The following is a 20215-nucleotide window of genomic DNA, read 5'->3' on the forward strand; positions in this document are numbered from 1 at the left end:
GATTGTTTTCCGGGTGGTGCGCTTCCGTGCCGCGTGCGACGTCCGCTCTACGACCGACTTCTCTTCTCCGACGGGTGAGACGGTCGATCGATCGCGGTAGTGCACATGAATCCAGCGTGAGCTGCGTCACTTGCCTTGAAAAAGAAGACATTTGCCTTCTACGTCTACGAACTCAAAGGAATACCCCAAGCGTGGGCGGAACCATGCCGTCCGACTGTGATTTCGGATGCTCACGGATCAGGACCGCGTACGGGGGTCGCGCGGTTTCACTGCCGGACGGGGAGAACCGCCAGTACCTCCCAGCCGCCCCCCGCGAGCGGACCGGCCGTCAGCGAACCGCCGATGGCGTCCGCCCGTTCGGCGAGGCCCACGAGCCCCAGCCCGCCGGTGTCCTCGGGGGCGCGCGGGGCATACGCGTGCGCCGGGGCACCGTTGTTGCGCACGGACACGAACAGCCGTTCCCCGGACCGGCGCAGCGTCACCTCCACCGCGGACGCGTCCGGACTGTGCCGGGCCGCGTTGGCCAGGCCCTCGCCGACGATGCGGTGCACGGAGGCGGCGAGTTCGGGCGCGAGCCCGGCGTCGAAACCGGGCCCGACGCTCCACGTGACCCGCGTGCCCGGGTGGCCGGCGCGGAAGCCGTCGACCAGCTCGGCGGTGCGGTCCAGGCCCGGCAGCGGACCGCGGTGCGCCCGCTCCTGCCGCAGCACCTTCAGCAGCCGCCGCGCCGAGGTCATCGCCTCGTCGCCCGCCTCCTGGATGTCGCGCAGCGACGCCGCGACGCGCTCGTCCCGCGCGACCGGGCCGGTGGCCTTGGCCAGCAGCGTCATCGCCGCGACGTGGTGGGCGAGAAAGTCGTGCAGCTCGCCCGCCAGCTCCCGGCGTTCGGCGTCACGCGCCGCGGCCACCGCCCTGGCCCGCTCGACGTCGCGGTGGCGCAGGCACAGGCCCGCCGCCGTCACGGCGGCCACCACCAGGGCGTAGGCGACCACGGTGGCGCCCAGCGCCTCCGCGTCCCGCACCGGCGCGGCGAGCACTCCCGCTGCCAGCGCCGTCCCCAGCGGGACCGCCGCCCGCACCTCGGTGCGCCAGACGACCACGCCCAGCAGCGCCAGCAGCGCGGCGCTCTCGGTGACGCCCCAGACGGGCACGTGCTGCCCGGCCGTCAGCAGATAGCCGGTCGCCGACCAGGACACCACCACCGCGGCCGCCGCCCGGGTGGCCAGGTGCGCCCACGGCAGGACGCAGGCGGCCACCAGCAGCCCGGCGATCCAGACCACCAGGTGCGCGTGATGGCCGCCGGGGGAAGCGGAGTAGTCCGTCCCCCGGCTCAGCACCCGGCCCTCGATCATCCACAGCCCGCCCAGGACCGCCAGCAGCCAGCCCCGGCCGCGCACGGCCTGCCGGGGGACGCGGAGCACGGCCGGCGCGGGGCGCGGGAAGGGCGGGGACGGCAACGGGAGCTGGGTCATGGACCCACGCTAGGCGGGAGGGGCGGCGGCCCGGATCGCCCGTACAGCCACCGTCCGCTGGCCAAAAGGATGAATCTTTGACGTTCTCGTTTCCATGGACGGCCCCGCCGGGCTCCGCTAGCTTCCGGCCCCATGAGACGCATGGGGAACAAGGGGAAACCGGGCACGGCGCCGCGCATCCTGCTCGCGGCGGCGTCCGTGGCGGCGCTCGCCCTGGCCGGGACGGCACCGGCGCACGCCGACCAGCGGCCCGCGCCGCGCCTGTCCTGGGAGGCCAAGGACACCGGCGGGGACGCCCGCTTCCGGGGGCTCGCGGCGGTCGGCCGCTCCACGGCGTGGGTGGCGGGCACCAAGGGCACGGTGCTGCTCACCCGGGACGGCGGCCGTCGCTGGCGCGACGTCTCGCCGCCCGGCGCGGGGGAGCTGGAGTTCCGGGACGTGGCGGCCTTCGACGCGCGGCACGCGGTCGTCCTGGCCATCGGCGAGGGCGAGGCATCGCGGATCTACCGCACGGACGACGGCGGCGCGAGCTGGACGCAGACATTCCGCAACACCGACCCGAGGGCCTTCTACGACTGCGTGACCTTCTTCGACCGGCGCGCCGGCATCGCCCTGGGCGACCCCGTCGACGGCAGGTTCCGCGTCCTGGCCACCGGGGACGGCGGCCGCAGCTGGCGGGTGCTGCCCTCCGAGGGCATGCCCGCCGCCCTGCCGGGTGAGGCGGCGTTCGCCGCGAGCGGCCAGTGCGTGGTGAGCTCCGGCCGCCGGGACGCGTGGATCGCCACCGGCGGCGCGGCCGTCTCGCGCGTGCTGCACTCCGCCGACCGGGGCCGCACCTGGACCGTCACCGAGGCGCCCGTGCCGGCCGGGGACGCGGCACGCGGCGTCTTCGCCCTCGCCTTCCGCGACCGCGCCCACGGCCTGGCCGTCGGCGGCGACCACCGCGCCGGGCAGCCCTCCGAGCGGGCCGCCGCCGGCACCGCGGACGGCGGCGCCACCTGGAGGGCGGCGGGCCGGCCGCCCGCCGCCTACCGCTCCGGCGTCGCCTGGCTGCCGCGCAGCCGCACCACGGCCCTCGCCGTCGGCCCGACCGGCAGCGAGGTCACCACGGACGGCGGCCGCACCTGGCACGGCTTCGACGCCGGCTCGTACGACACGGTCGACTGCGCGCCGGACGGCGGCTGCTGGGCGGCGGGGGAGAAGGGCCGCGCGGCCCGGCTCCAGGTGCGCTCAGGACGGTAGTTCCTGGCGGTACTGCTCCAGCGCCGGGGCGGTCTTCGTCGGGATGAACTCGGTGATGGTGTACTCGCACACCCCCGCCACCGTGAAGGGGTCGCTCCGGGTGATCTCCTCGATCTTCGCCCGGTCCTCGCCGAGGGCCAGGATGATCCCGCCGTCGCGCGGCACCTTCCGTCCCGAGGCGATGAAGACACCGGACGCGTAGTGCGCGTCCAGCCAGGCGACGTGCTCTTGCAGAGCGGCGTCGATCCGCTCGATCGGCGCGATGTAGGTCAGCTCCAGTACGAACATGATCGACAGGCTACGCCGCCGGCCGGCGGGGGTGCCCGCCGACCGGCGCGACGCGCCCGTCGCCTACCGTGGGGCCATCATGAGCGACGCATACGACCTGCCGCCCGACTGGCCCACGACGGAGACGGAAGCGAGGGCCGTCCAGGACGAGTTGCGCGGGCGGGTGGTGCTGGACGAGCCGGGCCCGCCGCCCGGCGCGCCCCTGGTCGTGGCCGGCGTGGACGTCGCCTACGACGACGGGCGCGACCTCGTCGCGGCGGCCGCCGTGGCGCTCGACGCGCTCACCCTCGAGGTCGTCGGCGAGGCGACCGCCACCGGCCGCGTCTCCTTCCCCTACGTCCCCGGCCTGCTCGCCTTCCGTGAGATCCCCGCCGTGCTCGCCGCCCTGGACCGCCTCGCCGTCACCCCCGGCCTCGTCGTCTGCGACGGCTACGGCCTCGCCCACCCGCGCCGCTTCGGCCTGGCCGCCCACCTCGGCGTGCTGACCGGCCTGCCCACGATCGGCGTCGCCAAGAACCCCTTCACCTTCCGCCACGAACCCCCCGGCCCCCACCGCGGCGACACCTCCCCGCTGCTGGACGGCGAGGAGGAGGTCGGCCGCGCCCTGCGCACCCAGCAGGGCGTCAAACCGGTCTTCGTCTCGGTCGGCCACCGCGTGAGCCTGGACCACGCGTGCGCCCACACCTTGCGCCTGTCCCCCCGCTACCGCGTCCCGGAGACCACCCGCGCCGCCGACTCCCTGTGCCGGCGCGCCCTGCTCGCCGGCCGATAGCCCGTACGCCCCGACGGGATTGCGCGCGCCCCGCGCGGGCAGCTTTCCCCGGGGGCCGTCGCCGGCCCCGGGGACGGGCCGGACACGGACCCCGACGGCGTGGCGGGAGACGAGAGGCGGGCGCACGATGCACGACGAACCGGGCCTGGAAGCGCGGGCGGGCACCATCACCGCCTGGATCTCCTCCTCCACCGAGAAGGACGTGGGGAAGTTCCTGTCCTGCTTCACCGAGGACGCGGTCGACGAGGACGTGCCGACCGGACGCGTGCTGAGCGGGCACGCGGAGCTGGCCGCGGACTTCCGGTCGTGGGTCACCGCGGTGCCCGACATCGTCAGAACCGAGCGCGGCCGCGTGGTGAGCGGCGACCGGGCGTCGGTGGAGTGGGCCGTTCGCGGGACGCTGCGGCGCGGCCACGGCAAGCTGGACTTCCCGCAGGCCATGGGCAAGTCCTTCGCCTACGCGGGCGCGGCCTTCATGGAGTTCGCCCCCGACGGCCGCATCCGCCTGGTGCGGACCTACTGGGACCTGGCCCGCCTGCTGACCCAGCTCGGCCTCCTGACGCCGGACGCGGTCGGCCGGCCCGCGGACTGAGGCGGTCGTGACCATGCCGCTGCCCGTGCCCCTGTCCGGCGTCGTGCCGCCGCTGTGCACTCCGCTCACCCGCGCCGGGGACGTCGACCTCCGCTCGCTCGCCGCGCACGTCGAACGCCAGCTCGCCGCGGGCGTCGACGCCGTCTTCGCCCTCGGCACCAGCGGGGAGAGCGCCCATCTGAGCGACGCCCAGCGCCGCACCGCGCTGCGGGCCACCGTCGACGCCGTCGCCGGCCGGGTGCCCGTCCTGGCCGGTGTCATCGACATGACCACCGCGCGCGTCCTGGAGCACGCCCGCGCCGCCGCCGGGCTCGGCGCGGACGCGCTCGTGGCCACCGCCCCCTTCTACACCGGCACCCACCCGGCCGAGACCGCCGCCCACTACCGCCGGGTGCGCGACGCCGTCGACCTGCCGCTCATCGCCTACGACATCCCCTCCGCCGTCCACAGCAAGCTCCCGGCGGCGACGCTCGTCGAGCTCGCCGCGGACGGGACCCTGGCCGGGCTCAAGGACAGCAGCGGCGACCTCGGCGCCCTGCGCCGCCTGCTCCTCGCCCTGCGCGGGCAGGGCCTCGACCGCACCTTCGCCGTCCTGACCGGCTCCGAACTGACCGTCGACGCGGCCCTGCTGGCCGGGGCGCACGGCGTGGTGCCCGGGCTGGGCAACGTGGACCCGGCCGGCTACGTACGGCTGTACGAGCACGCCCGCGCCGGACGCTGGGCCGAGGCGGCCGCCGAACAGGACCGCCTGGTGGCCCTGTTCGCGCTGGTGGAGGCGGGCGAGCCGGCCGGGATGAGCGGCAGCGCGTCCGTCCTGGGCGGCTTCAAGGCGGCGCTGCACCTGCTGGGCGTCATCGACTGCGCGGCGACGGCCGCGCCGCTGCGGCCGTTGCCGGCGGACGCGGTGACGGCGGTGCGGCGGCTGCTGGTGGAGGCCGGGTTGCTGTGAACCGGGGCTCCGCCCTGCGGCGCGGCCGCACAGGGAGCCGCATAGGGTGTCCCCCATGTCCCGGAATACCGTGCGTGCCTTCGCCCTCTCGCTCCCGGGCGCCGTCGAGGAGTTCCCCTGGGGCGAGGACGCGGTGGTCAAGGTCAACAAGAAGATCTTCGTCTTCCTCGGCGAGGAGGGGAACACCGACTCCCCGGCCATCTCCGTCAAGCTCAAGGACGAGGAGGCCCACGGCCACGCCCTCGCCGTCCCCGGCGCCGCCCCCACCGGCTACGGCCTGGGCAGATCCGGCTGGGTGACGATCCCGCTGACCGGCGGCGCCCCCGCCGACCTGCTCTGCGACTGGGTCGAGGAGAGCTACCGCACCATCGCCCCCAAGCGGCTCGTCGCCGAACTCGACGCCGGGTGAGGGCGGGCAGCGCTCAGGGGCTTGTGGACGGTGGAACACGTTCTTAACATCACGAGTGTTACAGCGGTGATGTCATAAGAGACCGGACGTGGGGGCCGCATGGCAGGCACAGGGAACGGTCCGCTCACCGGAGTGCGCGTGGTCGAGCTCGCGGGGATCGGGCCCGGCCCGTTCGCCGCGATGCTGCTCGCCGACCTCGGCGCCGACGTGGTCCGCGTCGACCGCCCGGGCGGCCAGGGGCTGCACATCGACCCCGCGTACGACGTCACCAACCGCAACAAACGTTCGGTCCTGGTCGACCTCAAGGCGCCGGACGGCCCGCGCACCGTGCTCGACCTGGCCGAGCGGGCCGACATCCTCATCGAGGGCTACCGCCCCGGCGTCGCCGAGCGCCTGGGCGTCGGCCCCCGCGAGGCCCTGGCCCGCAACCCCGCCCTCGTCTACGGGCGCATGACCGGCTGGGGACAGGACGGGCCGCTCGCCCACACCGCCGGGCACGACATCGGCTACATCGCCGTCACCGGCGCCCTGGGCATGACCGGCCCCGCCGACGGCCCGCCCGTCGCCCCGGCCAACCTCCTGGGCGACTACGCCGGCGGCTCCCTCTACCTCGTCATCGGCGTCCTCGCCGCCCTCCAGCACGCCCGCGCCCATGGCGCCGGCCAGGTCGTCGACGCCGCCATCGTCGACGGCACCGCCCACCTCACCGCGATGCTGCACGGCATGATGGCGGCCGGCGGCTGGCAGGACCGGCGCGCGGCCAACCTCCTGGACGGTGGCGCGCCCTTCTACGGCACCTACGAGACCGCTGACGGCGGCCACATGGCGGTCGGCGCGCTGGAGCCCCGGTTCTGGGCCGAGTTCACCCGCCTCCTGGGCATCGAGCAGACCGCGCCCGAGCGTACGGACCCCGCCCGCTGGGACGAGCTGCGCACCGTCATCGCCGAGCGCTTCCGCGGCCGTACCCGCGCCGAGTGGACCGCGGTGTTCGAGGGGTCGGACGCCTGCGTGGCGCCCGTCCTGTCGCTGCGCGAGGCCCCCGGACACCCGCACCTGGCCGCGCGCGGCACCTTCGCCGCCCACGACGGCGTCACCCAGCCCGCCCCCGCCCCGCGCTTCTCGGCGACCCCCACCTCCCTGCGCCGCCCGCCCGCACGGCCCGGCGCGGACACCGCCGAGGTGGCGCGCGACTGGGACGTACCCGCACTTCAGCAGCCCGCGCCCCGGAAAGGCAGCCCGCATTCATGAAGCGTCAGCTCTTCACCGCCGACCACGAGGCCTTCCGCGCGACCGTCCGCACCTTCCTGGACAAGGAGGTGACCCCGCACCACGAGCGCTGGGAGAAGGACGGGATCGTCTCCCGCGAAGCCTGGCTCGCGGCCGGCCGGCAGGGCCTGCTCGGGCTCGCCGTGCCGCAGGAGTACGGCGGCGGAGGCAACACCGACTTCCGCTACAGCGCGGTGCTCACCGAGGAGTTCACCCGTGCCGGGGCCTCCGGGCTGGCGATCGGGCTGCACAACGACATCGTCGGCCCGTACCTGACCACGCTCGCCACCGACGAGCAGAAGAGCCGCTGGCTGCCCGGCTTCTGCACGGGCGAGACCATCAGCGCCATCGCCATGACCGAGCCCGGCGCCGGCTCCGACCTGCAGGGCATCCGCACCCTCGCCGAGGACCGCGGCGACCACTGGCTGCTGAACGGCTCCAAGACCTTCATCTCCAACGGCATCCTCGCCGACCTGGTCGTCGTCGTGGCCAGGACGACGCCCGAGGGCGGAGCCAAGGGGCTGAGCCTGCTGGTGGTCGAGCGGGGCACGCCGGGCTTCGAACGGGGCCGCAACCTCGACAAGATCGGGCAGAAGGCCCAGGACACCGCCGAGCTGTTCTTCGACGACGTCCGCGTCCCCAAGGAGAACCTGCTCGGCGAGCGCGACGGCGCGTTCGCGCACCTGATGACCAACCTGCCGCAGGAGCGGCTGAGCATCGCCGTCGCCGCCATCGCCGGGGCCGAGCACCTGCTGGAGACGACCACCCGGTACGTCAAGGAGCGCGAGGCGTTCGGCCGGCCGCTGGCCAGGCTCCAGCACATCCGCTTCGAGATCGCCGAGATGGCCACCGAGTGCGCCGTCACCCGCGCCTTCCTCGACCGCTGCGTCACCGACCACGACCGGGGCGAGCTGGACGCCGTGCACGCCTCCATGGCCAAGTGGTGGGCGACCGAGCTGCAAAAACGCGTGGCCGACCGCTGCCTGCAACTGCACGGCGGATACGGCTACATGACCGAATACCGGGTCGCCAAGGCCTTCACCGACGGCCGGATCCAGACGATCTACGGTGGCACGACGGAGATCATGAAGGAGATCATCGGCCGCTCCCTGCTCTCCTGACCCGCTGCCCCACCCGGACCCCTTGAAAGGCTTACGACCTTGAGCACCGAAGCGTACGTATACGACGCGATCCGCACCCCGCGCGGGCGCGGCAAGGCCAACGGCGCCCTGCACGGCACCAAGCCCATCGACCTCGTCGTCGGCCTCATCCACGAACTGCGGCGCCGTTTCCCGGACCTGGACCCGGCCGCGATCGACGACATCGTGCTCGGCGTCGTCAGCCCCGTCGGGGACCAGGGCTCCGACATCGCCCGCATCGCCGCCATCGCCGCCGGACTGCCCGACACCGTGGCGGGCGTCCAGGAGAACCGCTTCTGTGCGTCGGGCCTGGAGGCCGTCAACCTCGCCGCGGCCAAGGTCCGCTCCGGCTGGGAGGACCTCGTCCTCGCCGGCGGCGTCGAGTCGATGTCGCGGGTGCCCATGGCATCCGACGGGGGCGCCTGGTTCGCGGACCCGATGACCAACTTCGACGTCAACTTCGCGCCCCAGGGCATCGGCGCCGACCTGATCGCCACGCTCGAGGGCATCTCCCGGCTCGGCGTGGACACCTTCGCCGCCCGCTCCCAGGAACTGGCCGCCGAGGCATGGAAGCAGGGCCGCTTCGACCGCTCCGTCGTGCCGGTGCGCGACCGCAACGGCCTGGTCGTCCTCGACCGCGACGAGCACATCCGCCCCGGCACCACCGCCGAGTCCCTCGCCGCCCTCAAGCCGTCCTTCGCGGCCATCGGCGAGCAGGGCGGCTTCGACGCCGTGGCGCTGCAGCAGTACCACTGGGTGGAGAAGATCGACCACGTCCACCACGCCGGGAACTCCTCCGGCATCGTCGACGGCGCCGCGCTCGTCGCCATCGGCAACCGCGAGGTCGGCGAGCGCCACGGGATGCGGCCCCGGGCCCGTATCGTCGCCGGCGCCGTCTCCGGCTCCGACCCCACGATCATGCTCACCGGGCCGGCCCCCGCCACCCGCAAGGCGCTCGCCAAGGCCGGGCTGAGCATCGACGACATCGACCTCATCGAGGTCAACGAGGCGTTCGCGGCCGTGGTGCTGCGCTTCGCCAAGGACATGGGGATCGGGCTGGAGCGCATCAACGTCAACGGCGGGGCCATCGCCATGGGGCACCCGCTGGGAGCGACCGGGGCGATGCTGCTCGGGACGGTCGTCGACGAACTGGAGCGGCGGGGCGGCCGGTACGGGCTGATCACGCTGTGCGTGGGAGGTGGCATGGGGATCGCGACGATCGTCGAGCGCGTGTAGGTCTTCCCCCTCCCCATCCCTTCCCCTCTGGAGACTGCGAACATGAGCGAGCCCACCACCATCCGTTACGAGCGGAGCGCCGGCGGTGTCGTCACCCTCACCCTCGACGACCCCCGGCAGTCCGCCAACACCATGAACGACGCCTTCAAGACCTCCCTCACCGCGGTCGCCGACCGCCTGGAGGCGGAACACCGGGCCGACCCCGAGTCCGTGCGCGGCGTCATCGTCACCTCCGCCAAGAAGACCTTCTTCGCGGGCGGCGACCTGCGCGAGCTGATCGCCGCCACCCCCGCCGACGCCGAGCGGATCTTCGAGGCGGGCATGACGGTCAAGCGCGACCTGCGCCGCATCGAGACCCTCGGCGTACCCGTCGTCGCCGCCGTCAACGGCGCGGCGCTCGGCGGGGGGTACGAGATCGCCCTGGCCTGTCACCACCGGGTCGCCCTCGACGCGCCCGGCTCGAAGATCGGCCTGCCCGAGGTCACCCTCGGCCTGCTGCCCGGGGGCGGCGGCGTCACCCGCACCGTACGCCTGCTCGGCATCGCGGACGCGCTGCTGAAGGTGCTGCTCCAGGGCACGCAGTACGACCCGCGCCGCGCGCTGGAGGCCGGGCTGGTGCACGAGGTGGCCGCCGACCCGGAGGAACTGCTGGCCAAGGCCCACGCGTTCATCGAGGCCAACCCGCGCTCGCAGCAGCCCTGGGACGTCAAGGGGTACAAGATCCCCGGCGGCACCCCGGCCAGCCCGCGCTTCGCCGCCAACCTGCCGGCCTTCCCCGCCACCTTGAAGAAGCAGACCGGCGGCGCCCCCTATCCGGCGCCCCGCAACATCCTGGCCGCCGCCGTCGAGGGCTCGCAGGTCGACTTCGAGACCGCGCAGGTCATCGAGGCCCGCTACTTCACCGAGCTGGTCACCGGGCAGACCGCCAAGAACATGATCCAGGCGTTCTTCTTCGACCTGCAGGCCGTCAACTCCGGCGCCAACCGCCCCCAGGGCATCGAGCCCCGCACCGTACGCAAGGTCGCGGTGCTGGGCGCGGGCATGATGGGCGCGGGCATCGCCTACTCCTGCGCGCGGGCCGGCATCGACGTCGTCCTCAAGGACGTCTCCCTGGAGAACGCCCGCAAGGGCAAGGCGTACTCCGAGGGCCTGCTCGCCAAGGCGCTGGCCAAGGGCCGTACGACCGAGGAGAAGCGCGACGCGCTCCTCGCCCGCATCACCCCGACCGCCGACGCCGCCGACCTGGCGGGCTGCGACGCCGTCATCGAGGCCGTCTTCGAGGACCCGGCCCTCAAGCACAAGGTGTTCCAGGAGATCCAGCACATCGTCGAGCCGGACGCGCTGCTGTGCTCCAACACCTCCACCCTGCCCATCACCCTGCTCGCCGAGGGCGTCGAGCGGCGCGCCGACTTCGTCGGGCTGCACTTCTTCTCGCCCGTCGACAAGATGCCGCTGGTGGAGATCATCAAGGGGGAGCGGACCGGCGACGAGGCCCTGGCCCGCGCCTTCGACCTGGTCCGGCAGCTGCGCAAGACCCCCATCGTCGTCAACGACTCACGCGGCTTCTTCACCTCGCGCGTCATCGGGCGGTTCATCAACGAGGGCGTCGCGCTGATCGGCGAGGGCGTTCCCGCCGCCTCCGTGGAACAGGCCGCCGCCCAGGCCGGCTACCCCGCCAAGGTGCTCTCCCTGATGGACGAGCTGACCCTCACCCTGCCCCGGAAGATCCGCGAGGAGAGCCGGCGCGCGGTCGAGGAGGCCGGCGGCACCTGGACCCCGCACCCCGCCGACGCGGTCATCGACCGCATGGTGGAGGAGTTCGGGCGTACGGGCCGCAGCGGCGGGGCCGGCTTCTACGACTACGCCGACGGCAAGCGGGCCGGTCTGTGGCCCGGGCTGGCCGAGCACTTCGGCGCGGACAACACACGGATCCCGTTCGCGGACATGAAGGAGCGGATGCTCTTCTCGGAGGCGCTGGACACGGTCCGCTGCCTGGAGGAGGGCGTGCTGACCTCGGTCGCCGACGCCAACATCGGCTCCCTTCTCGGCATCGGCTTCCCCGGCTGGACCGGCGGTGTGCTGCAGTACATCAACGGCTACGAGGGCGGCCTGCCCGGCTTCGTGGCGCGCGCCCGCGAGCTTCAGGCCGCCTACGGGGAGCGGTTCGCACCGCCCGCGCTGCTGCTGGAGAAGGCGGAGCAGGGCGAGACCTTCACCGACTGACCCCGCCCACCGCGCACGGGACGTACGGGGGCCCGGCTCCTCAGCCCCCGTACGTCGCCCGCAGCTCCTGCTTGAGCGACCGCTGGAACGCGGTGACCAGCGCCTGCACCACCAGGGGCTGCATGTGGGCCGACAGCGACTTCATGGCCTCCACCTGCTCCGGATCGCTCTCCTGCTCCCGGTAGGGCCCCCACACCTCGTCGTGGAAGAGCCGCGTCAGCTCCCGGGCCGTCGAACGGGCGTGCTCCAGCAGGACCGTGCGGGCCGCCAGGATCGTCTCCAGGGCGATCGGTACGTCCAGCAGCCGCACCCCCAGCCCCAGCAGCCCGGGGTCCACCCGGAAGGCGGCGCCGCCTTCGGCGTCCCCGCCACGCTCCAGGACGTTCATGGCGGCGAGCCGGTCGATGTCCTCCTCGGACAGGGCCCGCCCGGCCCGCCGCTCGAGCTGGGCCCGGGTGGCCTCCCCGGCCTCGTCGGGGGTCCAGGAGGCCACCAGGGCGCGGTGAATGGCCAGGTCCTGGGCGCTGAGGCTCTCCGGGAGGCGCCGCACGTAGCGCTCGATGGCGGCCAGCGTCAGGCCCTGGTGCTGCAGCTCCTCGATCAGGGCCAGCCGCGAGAGGTGGTCCGGGCCGTAACGGCCCACCCGGCGCGGCCCGATCGCCGGCGGGGGCAGCAGCCCCCGGGTGCTGTAGAAGCGCACCGTGCGGACGGTCACGCCGGCGCGGGCGGCCAACTCGTCGACGGTGAGGCCCTCTTCCACGGTGTCCGCTGCGTTCCCGGCGGATGTGTCCATCAGCGGTGCCTCGCTCTCTGTCGCGCCCTTCGGCTCAACAGTATTGCTGTGCCACCACCGCTGTGAAACCTCACAGGCGCCCCCGGGCACGCGGGAAGGGCCCGTCGCCGCGGTGACGGGCCCTTGCGCGCTGGGTCAGTGCCGGTGGGCGCTCTGCGCGTCCTGGATCTTCTTCCAGGACTTGGGCTGGGCGGTCTTGCCGGTCAGGGACCGGCCCGCCTTGTCGGCCGTGGTGGACTTGCCGATGCCGTCCTTCGCGGCGACGGCCGCACTGGGCTTGCTGTCCGTGAACAGCCAGGTGTCGAACAGCGCCTGCAGCGGCTTCCCGGACGCCTTCTCCGCGAACTTCACGAAGTCCTGCACCGAGCTGTTGCCGAACTTCTTCTCGGTCGTCCACTGCTTGACGATCGAGAAGAAGACCTTGTCGCCGACCTTGTTGCGCAGGGCCTGGAGGGCGACCGCGCCGCGCTGGTAGACGGCGCTGTGGAACTGGTTGGCCGCGCCCGGGTCGCCCGGCTTGACCTTCCAGAACGGGTTGTCCGCCGGGATGGAGTCGTAGACGTAGTTCGCGAGCTCCTGCCCGGTGCCCTCGCCCTCCTTCTCCGACCACAGCCACTGCGCGTAGGTGGCGAAGCCCTCGTTGACCCAGATGTCGCGCCAGTCCTTCACCGAGACGCTGTCGCCGAACCACTGGTGGGCCAGCTCGTGCACGACCAGCGAGGCGTTCGAGCCGTTGGCGAAGCCGGAGGGGCTGTAGTACGGCCGGGTCTGGGTCTCCAGGGCGTAGCCGGTCTTCACGTTCGGCACGTAGCCGCCGATGGCGTTGAACGGGTACGGGCCGAAGACGGTGCTCTCCCAGTCGACGATCTCCGTGGTGCGCCCGACGCTGGCCTTGGCCGAGGCGAGGTTGTCGCCGAGGTCCTTGCTGTAGGCGTTGAGCACCGGCAGGCCGGCCGCCGTCTTGTCGGTGGTGATGTCGAACTTGCCGATCGCCAGCGTGGTCAGATAGCTGGCCTGCGGCTTGGTCGAGCGCCAGTTGTAGCGCGTCCAGCCCAGCTTGGAGCTCTGCGACTTCAGTTCGCCGTTGCTGACCGTCTGCAGACCGTCCGGCACCGAGACCGAGATGTCGTAGGTGGCCTTGTCGAGCGGGTGGTCGTTGCTCGGGAACCACCACACCGCCGACTCCGGCTCGTTGGCCACGACCGCCCCGTCCGGGGTGCGCTGCCAGGCGGAGTAGCCGCCGATCTGCACCTGCGAGGGCACGCCGCTGTAGCGGACGACCACCGTGATCTCCCGGCCCTTCTCCAGCGCCGAGGAGGGCGTGATCTCCAGTTCGTGGTCGCCGGACTTGGCGAACGCGGCCTTGTGGCCGTTGATCAGCACCTCGCTGACGTTCAGCGCGAAGTCCAGGTTGAAGCGCGACAGCGCCTGCGTGGTGGTGGCGGTCAGCGTCGCCGTGCCCTCCAGCTTGTCCGTCCTGGGCTGGTACTTCAGCCTCAGGTCGTAGTGGGAGACGTCGTAGCCGCCGTTCCCGGAAGCCGGGTAGTAGGAGTCTCCGGCACCCGGAGCGCCCGGCGTGGCGTCGGCAGCCGATGCCGGGATCGCCAGCAGCATGAAGGCGGCGGCCGCGCTCGGAACGATGAGTCTGTGACGCACGAGTCACTCCAACTCGTAGGGGGCGAAAGATCAATCGCAGCCTATGTACTCATTGCCGGTGCGGCTATGTCCATGGTGCATTCCGACATGTGAACGACACGTGCCCGTCACGACCGCCCTCCGCGCCCCCCGCCAAGCCCCACCAAGCCCCGCCAACCCCTTTCTGCGCATGGGTTACCGCGCTACCGTCCGCCCGTGCCCACACACGCGGGGAAGGCCCGCATACCCTGGACCCAGTCCTTACCAGCGGCCCTGGCCGCCCTGTTGGCCGTGCTCCTGGCGGCACCGGGCGCCGCCCACGCCACCCCCGGCGGCCCGAGAACGCCGGGCGAGAGCAGACCCGTCTACTCCTACGACCACGCCATCCGTGAATCCGTATGGGTGGACACCCGGCTCGACGGTGACGGCGACGGACGCACCGACCGCGTCGCCGTCGACATCATCCGGCCCCGCGAGGCCGCCGAGCAGGGCCTGAAGGTGCCCGTCATCATGGACGCCAGCCCGTACTACTCCTGCTGCGGGCGCGGCAACGAAAGCCAGAAGAAGACCTACGACGCCCAGGGGAACCCCCTTCAATTCCCCTTGTACTACGACAATTTCTTCGTCCCGCGCGGCTACGCCGTCGTCCTCGTCGACCTCGCCGGCACCAACCGCTCCGACGGCTGCGTCGACGTCGGCGGCCGCTCCGACATCCAGTCCGCCAAGGCCGTCGTCGACTGGCTGGGCGGCCGCGCCCACGGCTACGCCTCCCGCACCGGCCGGACGAAGGCCACCGCCGGCTGGGCCACCGGCGCCGTCGGCATGATCGGCAAGAGCTACGACGGCACCATCGCCAACGGCGTCGCCGCCACCGGCGTCGAGGGCCTGAAGACCATCGTCCCCATCGGGGCCATCAGCTCCTGGTACGACTACTACTTCGCCCAGGGCGCCGCACTCTTCGGCAGCGGCCCCGACGGCCTCGCCCACCACGTCGAGAGCCCCGGGGCACGCGGCCGCTGCCAGGCCGTGCAGCGCCGACTCGTCGAAGGCGCGCCCCGCAACGGCGACTGGACGCCCCTGTGGAGCGAGCGCGACTACGTCAAGGACGCGCACAAGGTCCGCGCCAGCGTCCTGGCCGTCCACGGCATGCAGGACCTCAACGTCCGCACCCAGCACTTCGGCCCGTGGTGGGACGCGCTCGCCGACCACGGCGTGGAGCGCAAGGTCTGGCTGTCCCAGGCCGGACACGTCGACCCCTTCGACTTCCGCCGCGACGCCTGGGTACGCACCCTGCACCGCTGGTTCGACCACTACCTCCTCGGCTACGACAACGGCATCGAACGCGAGCCCATGGCCGACGTCGAACGCGCCCCCGACCAGTGGTCCACCGACCGCCTCTGGCCGCCCCGCACCACCCGCGCCACCACCCTGCGCCCGGCCGCCGGCCCGCTGCCCGGCGTCGGCACCCTGGGCACCGAGCCCGCACCCCGTGGCACGACCGAGTCCTTCACCGACGACCCGAAGCTGGACGAGAGCGACTGGGCCGCCCACATCGACCGGACGACACCGGCCAAGGCCGGCTTCACCACCCGCCCCCTGACACGCGACCTACGGCTGTCGGGCTCCCCGACGGTCCGGCTCACCCTCACGCCGTCCACCGCCTCCGCGCACGTCACGGCCGTCCTCGTCGACCTCGGCCCGGCCGCCATCCGCGACTACGCCGCCCCGGGCGAGGGCATCCTCACCCTCGCCGAGCGCACCTGCTGGGGCAGCGGCACCCCCGCCGACACCGGCTGCTTCAAGCGGACCGGGGCGGACGTGGCGAACGTCGGCCACACCGTCGTCAGCAGGGGCTGGGCCGACCTCGGCCACGCCGCGGACCTCTCCCACGGCGGCCCGCTCACTCCCGGCAAGCCCTACACCGTCACCCTCGACCTGGCCGCCACCGACCACGTCGTCCCGGCGGGCCACCGGCTGGCGCTGATCGTGGCCGGCACGGACGCCGGCCTGGTCGAACCGGCCTCCACCACCCCGCACCTCACGCTCGACCTGCGCCGCACCTCCGCGAGCCTGCCGCTCGTCGGCGGCCCCGCGGCCTTCGCCCGGGCGACGCGCGACGCCCGCCCGTACGACCTCGACCACACCGTGCGGCCCGGCCTGCGCGTACCCGCACCGGTACACCTGCCCTGAGCGGCCTGGGGGCTCCCCCGCGAAAAGGGGAGCCCCACCCGCGCTGTCTCAGCCCTCGGCCAGGTCCGCGACGTCCAGCGCGCAGCCCCACGAGACCGTGATGCCCGCACCGCCGTGACCGTAGTTGTGCACCACCCGCGCACCGCACGGCAGCCGCTCGGCCTCCAGCCGCACGCGCGGGCGCGCCGGACGCAGCCCCACACGATGCGCCAGGACACGGGCCTGGCCCAGCCGGGGGAAGACCCGCGAGCAACGGCCGATGATCGCCTGGGCCGTGCAGGGCGAGGGCGTACGGTCCCACACATGCTCGCGGGCGGTGCCGCCGAGGACGACCCCGTACGGCTGCGGCAGCACGTACAGCGTGTCAGCCCTGCCCTCGGCGACGACCGTGAACCACTCCTCGATCCCCGGATCCTCGACCACCACCAGTTCGCCGCGCACCGGATGGACGGCCGGGTCGGGGACCAGGTCCCGGGCGCCGAGCCCCGAGCAGTTGACGACCGTCCGCGCCGCCGCGGCCGCCTGCGCCAGCGAGGACAGCGGCCGGACGGCGACCGTGCCGCCCGCCGCCGCCAGCCTGCGCTGGAGATAGGCCAGGTGCGTCGCCATGTCCAGCAGGGGTACGCGGGCCCGCACCCCACGGTCGTACCCGCGCGGCAACTCGCCCGCCCCCGCGGCCCGCAGCCCCGCCACCCTGGCCGCCCACGGCCCCAACTCGTCCGGCGTCCGGCCCGCGTGCGTGCCCTCGGCCATGCGCACCCCGGTCTCGGCGGGCCGCCCGGCCAGCCCCGCCATGACCGCCAGCGAGCGCAGCGCCCAGCGGCCGGCCGCTTCCAGCGGCTCGATCCGGTAGGGCCACCACAGGCCCCCGGCCACCGCCGACGTGGTCCGCGAGGAGGGGGAGCGCGTCCACACCTCGACCGCGCGCCCCCGCTCCGCCAGCACGATCGCGCTGGTCAGACCGGTGACGCCGGCGCCGACAACGATCACATCGCTTGCCATGCGCCGACGGTACAACCGAAAACCCCGCCACCGGGCTCGAAGCGGCACACCCGTGGGAATACTGCGGGCATGGTGGTGGAGTACGCGACCTTCGCACTGACGCCGGCCCCGCACGCCGGCGCCGTGCCGGCCTACGACGGCGACGAAGTCCCCGGCGAACCACAGGACTTCGTGGTGGACGGCACGCCCCTGCTGCTGCGCCTGGCCGGCGCCGGCACGCTCCCGCCGCCCACCGCGGCCCTCGGGCCACCCCTGTCCGCCGCACAGGTGCGGGCGCTGCTCCCGGCGGACGGCGCCGGCGGACGCCAGGTGATCTACGCCTGCCCGGCGTGCGGGAGTACCGGCGACACGTCGGCCGGCCAACACCTGCCGCCGCGTCCCGCGCCGGGCGAGCCGGCGGACAGTGGCCGCCCCGAAGCCGCTGAGGAGCCGGCCGGCGCCCCGCACGAGTCGTCGCGCCCCGCGGGCGGTCAAGCGCGGCATCAGGCGCGGTGCGAGGCGATCAGCGCCGTCGTCGAGCGCGACGGCACGGACGTCGTCTGGCGGGACTTCGCCCGGCAGACCACGCCGCCGGCGGACCCCACCCGCCACGGCTACCCGGGCATCGGCCCCTTCCGCTTCCGCGCCGAGGAGTACCGCGCCGTGCTGCGCCGCCTCCTCGCCGGCCGCGCCCCGATGGCACGCCCCCGGCGCGTGCTGCTCGTCGGCCCCCGCGTCGCCCTCTTCGCCCGGCTCGCGGCCACCCTGCGCACCCTCGGCACGGGCGCCGACATCACCCGCGACGCGGTGTGCGCGCACGCGGACGAGATACGGAGCTACGGCGCCGTGGCCTTCGCCCCCGCGGTCGGCGAGGAGGAGCGGGCCGCGGTGCGCGCCGCGTTCGCGGCCGCCGGCCACGACGCCGGCTTCGTCGAGGCACCGGCCCCGCTCCTGGCGGTGCTGCTCGCCCAGGTCGAGCAGGCGCTGCAGCCCCCACCGGACGGCCGGCGCCGCCTGAGCGGGCTCACCGCGGCCGCGGGCGAGGCCCGGGTCGAGGTGGCGGCCCCCTGCCGGGTGCGGCTCACCGGCTACGGCAGCGGACCCCTGCGACGGACCCGGGCCCGCGAGCTCTTCGACGACCGGCTGGAACCCGGCCCGCACCGCGTCCCACTCGGGGCCCGCCTCGCCTACGTCGTGGCCCGGACGTACGGCGAAGTGCTGGTCGCCAGGGTGCCCGGCTGAGAAAAACCGGTTTCGGCGGCCCCCTGCCCAGCGGCTACAGTCGTGGTCTCATGAGTGCCACCCTCGTCGCCAAGGACCTCGCCGCCGGACACGGCGACCGCACCCTCTTCTCCGGGCTCGACCTCGTCGTCGCGCCCGGTGAGGTCATCGGTCTCGTCGGAGCCAACGGCGCCGGGAAGTCCACCCTCCTCCGCCTGCTCGCCGGCCTCGCCACCCCCGACGAGGGCACCCTGCGGCTCAGCCCGCCGGCCGCGACGGTCGGCCACCTGCCGCAGGAGCCCGAGCGCCGGCAGGGCGAGACCGTACGGGCCTTCCTCGCCCGCCGCACCGGCGTCACCGCCGCGCAGGCCGCCCTCGACGCCGCCACCCAGGGGCTCGTCGACGGCACGCCCGGCGCCGACGACGCCTACGCCGTCGCCCTCGAGCGCTGGCTCGGCCTGGGCGGCGCCGACCTCGACGAGCGGGCGGAGGAGGTCGTCGGCTCCCTCGGCCTCACCGTCGGCCTGGACCGGCCCATGACCGCCCTCTCCGGCGGCCAGGCCGCCCGCGCCGGCCTCGCCTCGCTGCTCCTCAGCCGCTACGACGTCTTCCTCCTGGACGAGCCCACCAACGACCTCGACCTGGACGGCCTGGCGCGGCTGGAGGACTTCGTCACCGGCCTGCGCGCCGGCACGGTCCTCGTCAGCCACGACCGCGAGTTCCTCGCCCGCACCGTCGACAAGGTCCTCGAACTCGACCTCGCCCAGCAGCAGGTCAACCTCTACGGCGGCGGCTACACCGCCTACCTGGAGGAGCGCGAGACCGCGCGCCGGCACGCCCGCGAGGCCTACGAGGAGTACGCCGACACCCGCTCCTCGCTCGAGGCCCGCGCCCGCACCCAGCGCAACTGGATGGAGAAGGGCGTCCGCAACGCCCGCCGCAAGTCCACCGACAACGACAAGATCGGCCGCAAGTTCCGCGCCGAGTCGACCGAGAAGCAGGCCGCCAAGGCCCGCCAGACCGAGCGCCTCATCGAGAGGCTGGACGTCGTCGAGGAGCCCCGCAAGGAGTGGGAGCTGCGCATGGAGATCGCCGCCGCGCCCCGCTCGGGCGCGGTCGTCGCGACGCTGCGCGGCGCGGTGGTGCGCCGGGGCCCGTTCACGCTCGGCCCCCTCGACCTGCAGATCGACTGGGCCGACCGGGTCGCCGTCACCGGCGCCAACGGCTCGGGCAAGTCCACCCTCCTCGCCGCCCTGCTGGGACGGCTGCTGCTGGACGAGGGCAGCGCGGCGCTGGGCCCGGGCGTCGTCGTCGGCGAGGTGGACCAGGCACGGGCCCTGTTCTTCGGCGACGAGGCCCTGCTGGACGCCTTCGGGGCGGCGGTCCCCGAGCTGCCCCCGGCGGAAGTCCGCACCCTGCTGGCGAAGTTCGGCCTCAAGGCCGCGCACGTCCTGCGCCCGGCCGCCACCCTCTCGCCGGGCGAGCGCACCCGGTCCGCGCTCGCCCTCCTGCAGGCCAGGGGCGTCAACCTGCTCGTCCTGGACGAGCCCACGAACCATCTCGACCTGCAGGCGATCGAGCAGCTGGAGTCGGCGCTCGCCTCGTACAACGGCACGCTGCTGCTGGTGACGCACGACCGCCGCATGCTGGACGCGGTCCATACGACCCGCCGTCTCGAAGTGGCCGAGGGCCGGCTGGCAGAGCGTTGATTTCCCCACCCCGCCCCTTCCCGTAACCGGGGCTCCGCCCCGGACCCCGGTCCTCAAACGCCGGACGGGCTGAAAATCAGCCCGTCCGGCGTTTGAGG

At 73.8% G+C, this 20215-nt stretch carries 17 protein-coding genes; 12 read left to right on the forward strand and 5 right to left on the reverse strand.

Going from position 1 to position 20215, the window contains the following annotated elements; translation table 11 throughout:
* Positions 1-266: 266 nt before the first annotated feature.
* Positions 267-1472 carry a histidine kinase gene (locus ABZ956_RS13130; RefSeq protein WP_361891384.1) on the reverse strand — a complete coding sequence of 402 codons (1206 nt, stop codon included), beginning with the start codon at positions 1470-1472 and terminating at the stop codon, positions 267-269.
* A gap of 141 nt (positions 1473-1613) precedes the next feature.
* On the opposite strand from ABZ956_RS13130, the gene ABZ956_RS13135 reads away from it, so the two are divergent.
* Positions 1614-2714, forward strand: a complete 1101-nt coding sequence (locus ABZ956_RS13135; RefSeq protein ID WP_361891493.1) for an oxidoreductase — start codon at positions 1614-1616, stop codon at positions 2712-2714.
* On the opposite strand, the gene ABZ956_RS13140 is transcribed toward ABZ956_RS13135, so the two are convergent.
* Entirely contained in the window at positions 2703-3002 is a 300-nt protein-coding gene (locus ABZ956_RS13140; RefSeq protein WP_361891386.1) for a YciI family protein, read from the reverse strand. The genes ABZ956_RS13135 and ABZ956_RS13140 overlap by 12 nt on opposite strands.
* A gap of 79 nt (positions 3003-3081) precedes the next feature.
* Between ABZ956_RS13140 and ABZ956_RS13145 the strand changes: the two genes are divergently transcribed.
* From ABZ956_RS13145 to ABZ956_RS13180, 8 genes are all read left to right on the forward strand, one after another.
* Positions 3082-3774 carry an endonuclease V gene (locus ABZ956_RS13145; RefSeq protein WP_361891496.1) on the forward strand — a complete coding sequence of 231 codons (693 nt, stop codon included), beginning with the start codon at positions 3082-3084 and terminating at the stop codon, positions 3772-3774.
* Between the two features lie 127 nt (positions 3775-3901).
* Positions 3902-4366 (forward strand): nuclear transport factor 2 family protein, encoded by a 465-nt coding sequence (locus tag ABZ956_RS13150; protein WP_361891389.1) that lies wholly within the window; start codon positions 3902-3904, stop codon positions 4364-4366.
* 13 nt (positions 4367-4379) lie between these two features.
* Complete coding sequence (locus ABZ956_RS13155; protein ID WP_361891498.1) at positions 4380-5315, forward strand: dihydrodipicolinate synthase family protein; 936 nt, start codon at positions 4380-4382, stop codon at positions 5313-5315.
* 55 nt (positions 5316-5370) lie between these two features.
* Positions 5371-5724, forward strand: a complete 354-nt coding sequence (locus tag ABZ956_RS13160; RefSeq protein WP_361891392.1) for an MmcQ/YjbR family DNA-binding protein — start codon at positions 5371-5373, stop codon at positions 5722-5724.
* Positions 5725-5823: 99 nt separating this feature from the next.
* Positions 5824-6972, forward strand: coding sequence for a CaiB/BaiF CoA-transferase family protein (locus ABZ956_RS13165; RefSeq protein WP_361891395.1), 1149 nt, complete (start codon positions 5824-5826; stop codon positions 6970-6972).
* Complete coding sequence (locus ABZ956_RS13170; protein ID WP_361891398.1) at positions 6969-8111, forward strand: acyl-CoA dehydrogenase family protein; 1143 nt, start codon at positions 6969-6971, stop codon at positions 8109-8111. Before ABZ956_RS13165 ends, ABZ956_RS13170 begins: the two co-directional genes overlap by 4 nt.
* 39 nt (positions 8112-8150) lie before the next feature.
* A complete protein-coding gene (locus ABZ956_RS13175; RefSeq protein WP_361891401.1) occupies positions 8151-9365 on the forward strand; it encodes an acetyl-CoA C-acetyltransferase in 1215 nt (404 codons plus the stop codon).
* 42 nt (positions 9366-9407) lie between these two features.
* On the forward strand, positions 9408-11588 hold the full coding sequence (locus tag ABZ956_RS13180) for a 3-hydroxyacyl-CoA dehydrogenase NAD-binding domain-containing protein (RefSeq protein ID WP_361891404.1): 2181 nt from the start codon (positions 9408-9410) through the stop codon (positions 11586-11588).
* Between the two features lie 40 nt (positions 11589-11628).
* On the opposite strand, the gene ABZ956_RS13185 is transcribed toward ABZ956_RS13180, so the two are convergent.
* Together ABZ956_RS13185 and ABZ956_RS13190 are read right to left on the reverse strand one after the other, a co-directional pair.
* A complete protein-coding gene (locus tag ABZ956_RS13185; RefSeq protein WP_361891406.1) occupies positions 11629-12381 on the reverse strand; it encodes a MerR family transcriptional regulator in 753 nt (250 codons plus the stop codon).
* Between the two features lie 135 nt (positions 12382-12516).
* Entirely contained in the window at positions 12517-14037 is a 1521-nt protein-coding gene (locus tag ABZ956_RS13190; protein WP_361891409.1) for a M1 family metallopeptidase, read from the reverse strand.
* Positions 14038-14232: 195 nt separating this feature from the next.
* Here ABZ956_RS13190 and ABZ956_RS13195 point away from each other — a divergent pair, with 195 nt between their 5' ends.
* Entirely contained in the window at positions 14233-16206 is a 1974-nt protein-coding gene (locus ABZ956_RS13195) for a Xaa-Pro dipeptidyl-peptidase (protein ID WP_361891412.1), read from the forward strand.
* 48 nt (positions 16207-16254) lie between these two features.
* Here the strand turns inward: ABZ956_RS13195 and ABZ956_RS13200 are convergent, their stop codons facing one another.
* Entirely contained in the window at positions 16255-17208 is a 954-nt protein-coding gene (locus ABZ956_RS13200) for an FAD-dependent oxidoreductase (protein ID WP_361891415.1), read from the reverse strand.
* A gap of 69 nt (positions 17209-17277) precedes the next feature.
* On the opposite strand from ABZ956_RS13200, the gene ABZ956_RS13205 reads away from it, so the two are divergent.
* Both ABZ956_RS13205 and ABZ956_RS13210 read left to right on the forward strand, forming a co-directional pair.
* Positions 17278-18429: an oxidoreductase gene (locus tag ABZ956_RS13205; protein ID WP_361891418.1), complete on the forward strand. Its 1152-nt coding sequence runs from the start codon at positions 17278-17280 to the stop codon at positions 18427-18429.
* Between the two features lie 50 nt (positions 18430-18479).
* Entirely contained in the window at positions 18480-20117 is a 1638-nt protein-coding gene (locus ABZ956_RS13210; protein WP_361891421.1) for an ABC-F family ATP-binding cassette domain-containing protein, read from the forward strand.
* Positions 20118-20215: the final 98 nt, after the last annotated feature.

Source organism: Streptomyces sp. NPDC046261 (assembly GCF_040646235.1).
In the GTDB taxonomy this organism is placed as follows: Bacteria; Actinomycetota; Actinomycetes; order Streptomycetales; family Streptomycetaceae; genus Streptomyces.

Excerpts from the sequence above, each read along its gene's own strand:
- ABZ956_RS13140 (WP_361891386.1), bottom strand. The coding sequence starts at position 3,002 with ATGTTCGTACTGGAGCTGACCTACATCGCGCCGATCGAGCGGATCGAC.
- ABZ956_RS13210 (WP_361891421.1), top strand. The coding sequence starts at position 18,480 with ATGAGTGCCACCCTCGTCGCCAAGGACCTCGCCGCCGGACACGGCGAC.
- ABZ956_RS13150 (WP_361891389.1), top strand. The coding sequence starts at position 3,902 with ATGCACGACGAACCGGGCCTGGAAGCGCGGGCGGGCACCATCACCGCC.
- ABZ956_RS13205 (WP_361891418.1), top strand. The coding sequence starts at position 17,278 with ATGGTGGTGGAGTACGCGACCTTCGCACTGACGCCGGCCCCGCACGCC.
- ABZ956_RS13155 (WP_361891498.1), top strand. The coding sequence starts at position 4,380 with ATGCCGCTGCCCGTGCCCCTGTCCGGCGTCGTGCCGCCGCTGTGCACT.
- ABZ956_RS13180 (WP_361891404.1), top strand. The coding sequence starts at position 9,408 with ATGAGCGAGCCCACCACCATCCGTTACGAGCGGAGCGCCGGCGGTGTC.
- ABZ956_RS13170 (WP_361891398.1), top strand. The coding sequence starts at position 6,969 with ATGAAGCGTCAGCTCTTCACCGCCGACCACGAGGCCTTCCGCGCGACC.
- ABZ956_RS13200 (WP_361891415.1), bottom strand. The coding sequence starts at position 17,208 with ATGGCAAGCGATGTGATCGTTGTCGGCGCCGGCGTCACCGGTCTGACC.
- ABZ956_RS13130 (WP_361891384.1), bottom strand. The coding sequence starts at position 1,472 with ATGACCCAGCTCCCGTTGCCGTCCCCGCCCTTCCCGCGCCCCGCGCCG.
- ABZ956_RS13160 (WP_361891392.1), top strand. The coding sequence starts at position 5,371 with ATGTCCCGGAATACCGTGCGTGCCTTCGCCCTCTCGCTCCCGGGCGCC.
- ABZ956_RS13165 (WP_361891395.1), top strand. The coding sequence starts at position 5,824 with ATGGCAGGCACAGGGAACGGTCCGCTCACCGGAGTGCGCGTGGTCGAG.
- ABZ956_RS13135 (WP_361891493.1), top strand. The coding sequence starts at position 1,614 with ATGGGGAACAAGGGGAAACCGGGCACGGCGCCGCGCATCCTGCTCGCG.
- ABZ956_RS13145 (WP_361891496.1), top strand. The coding sequence starts at position 3,082 with ATGAGCGACGCATACGACCTGCCGCCCGACTGGCCCACGACGGAGACG.
- ABZ956_RS13185 (WP_361891406.1), bottom strand. The coding sequence starts at position 12,381 with ATGGACACATCCGCCGGGAACGCAGCGGACACCGTGGAAGAGGGCCTC.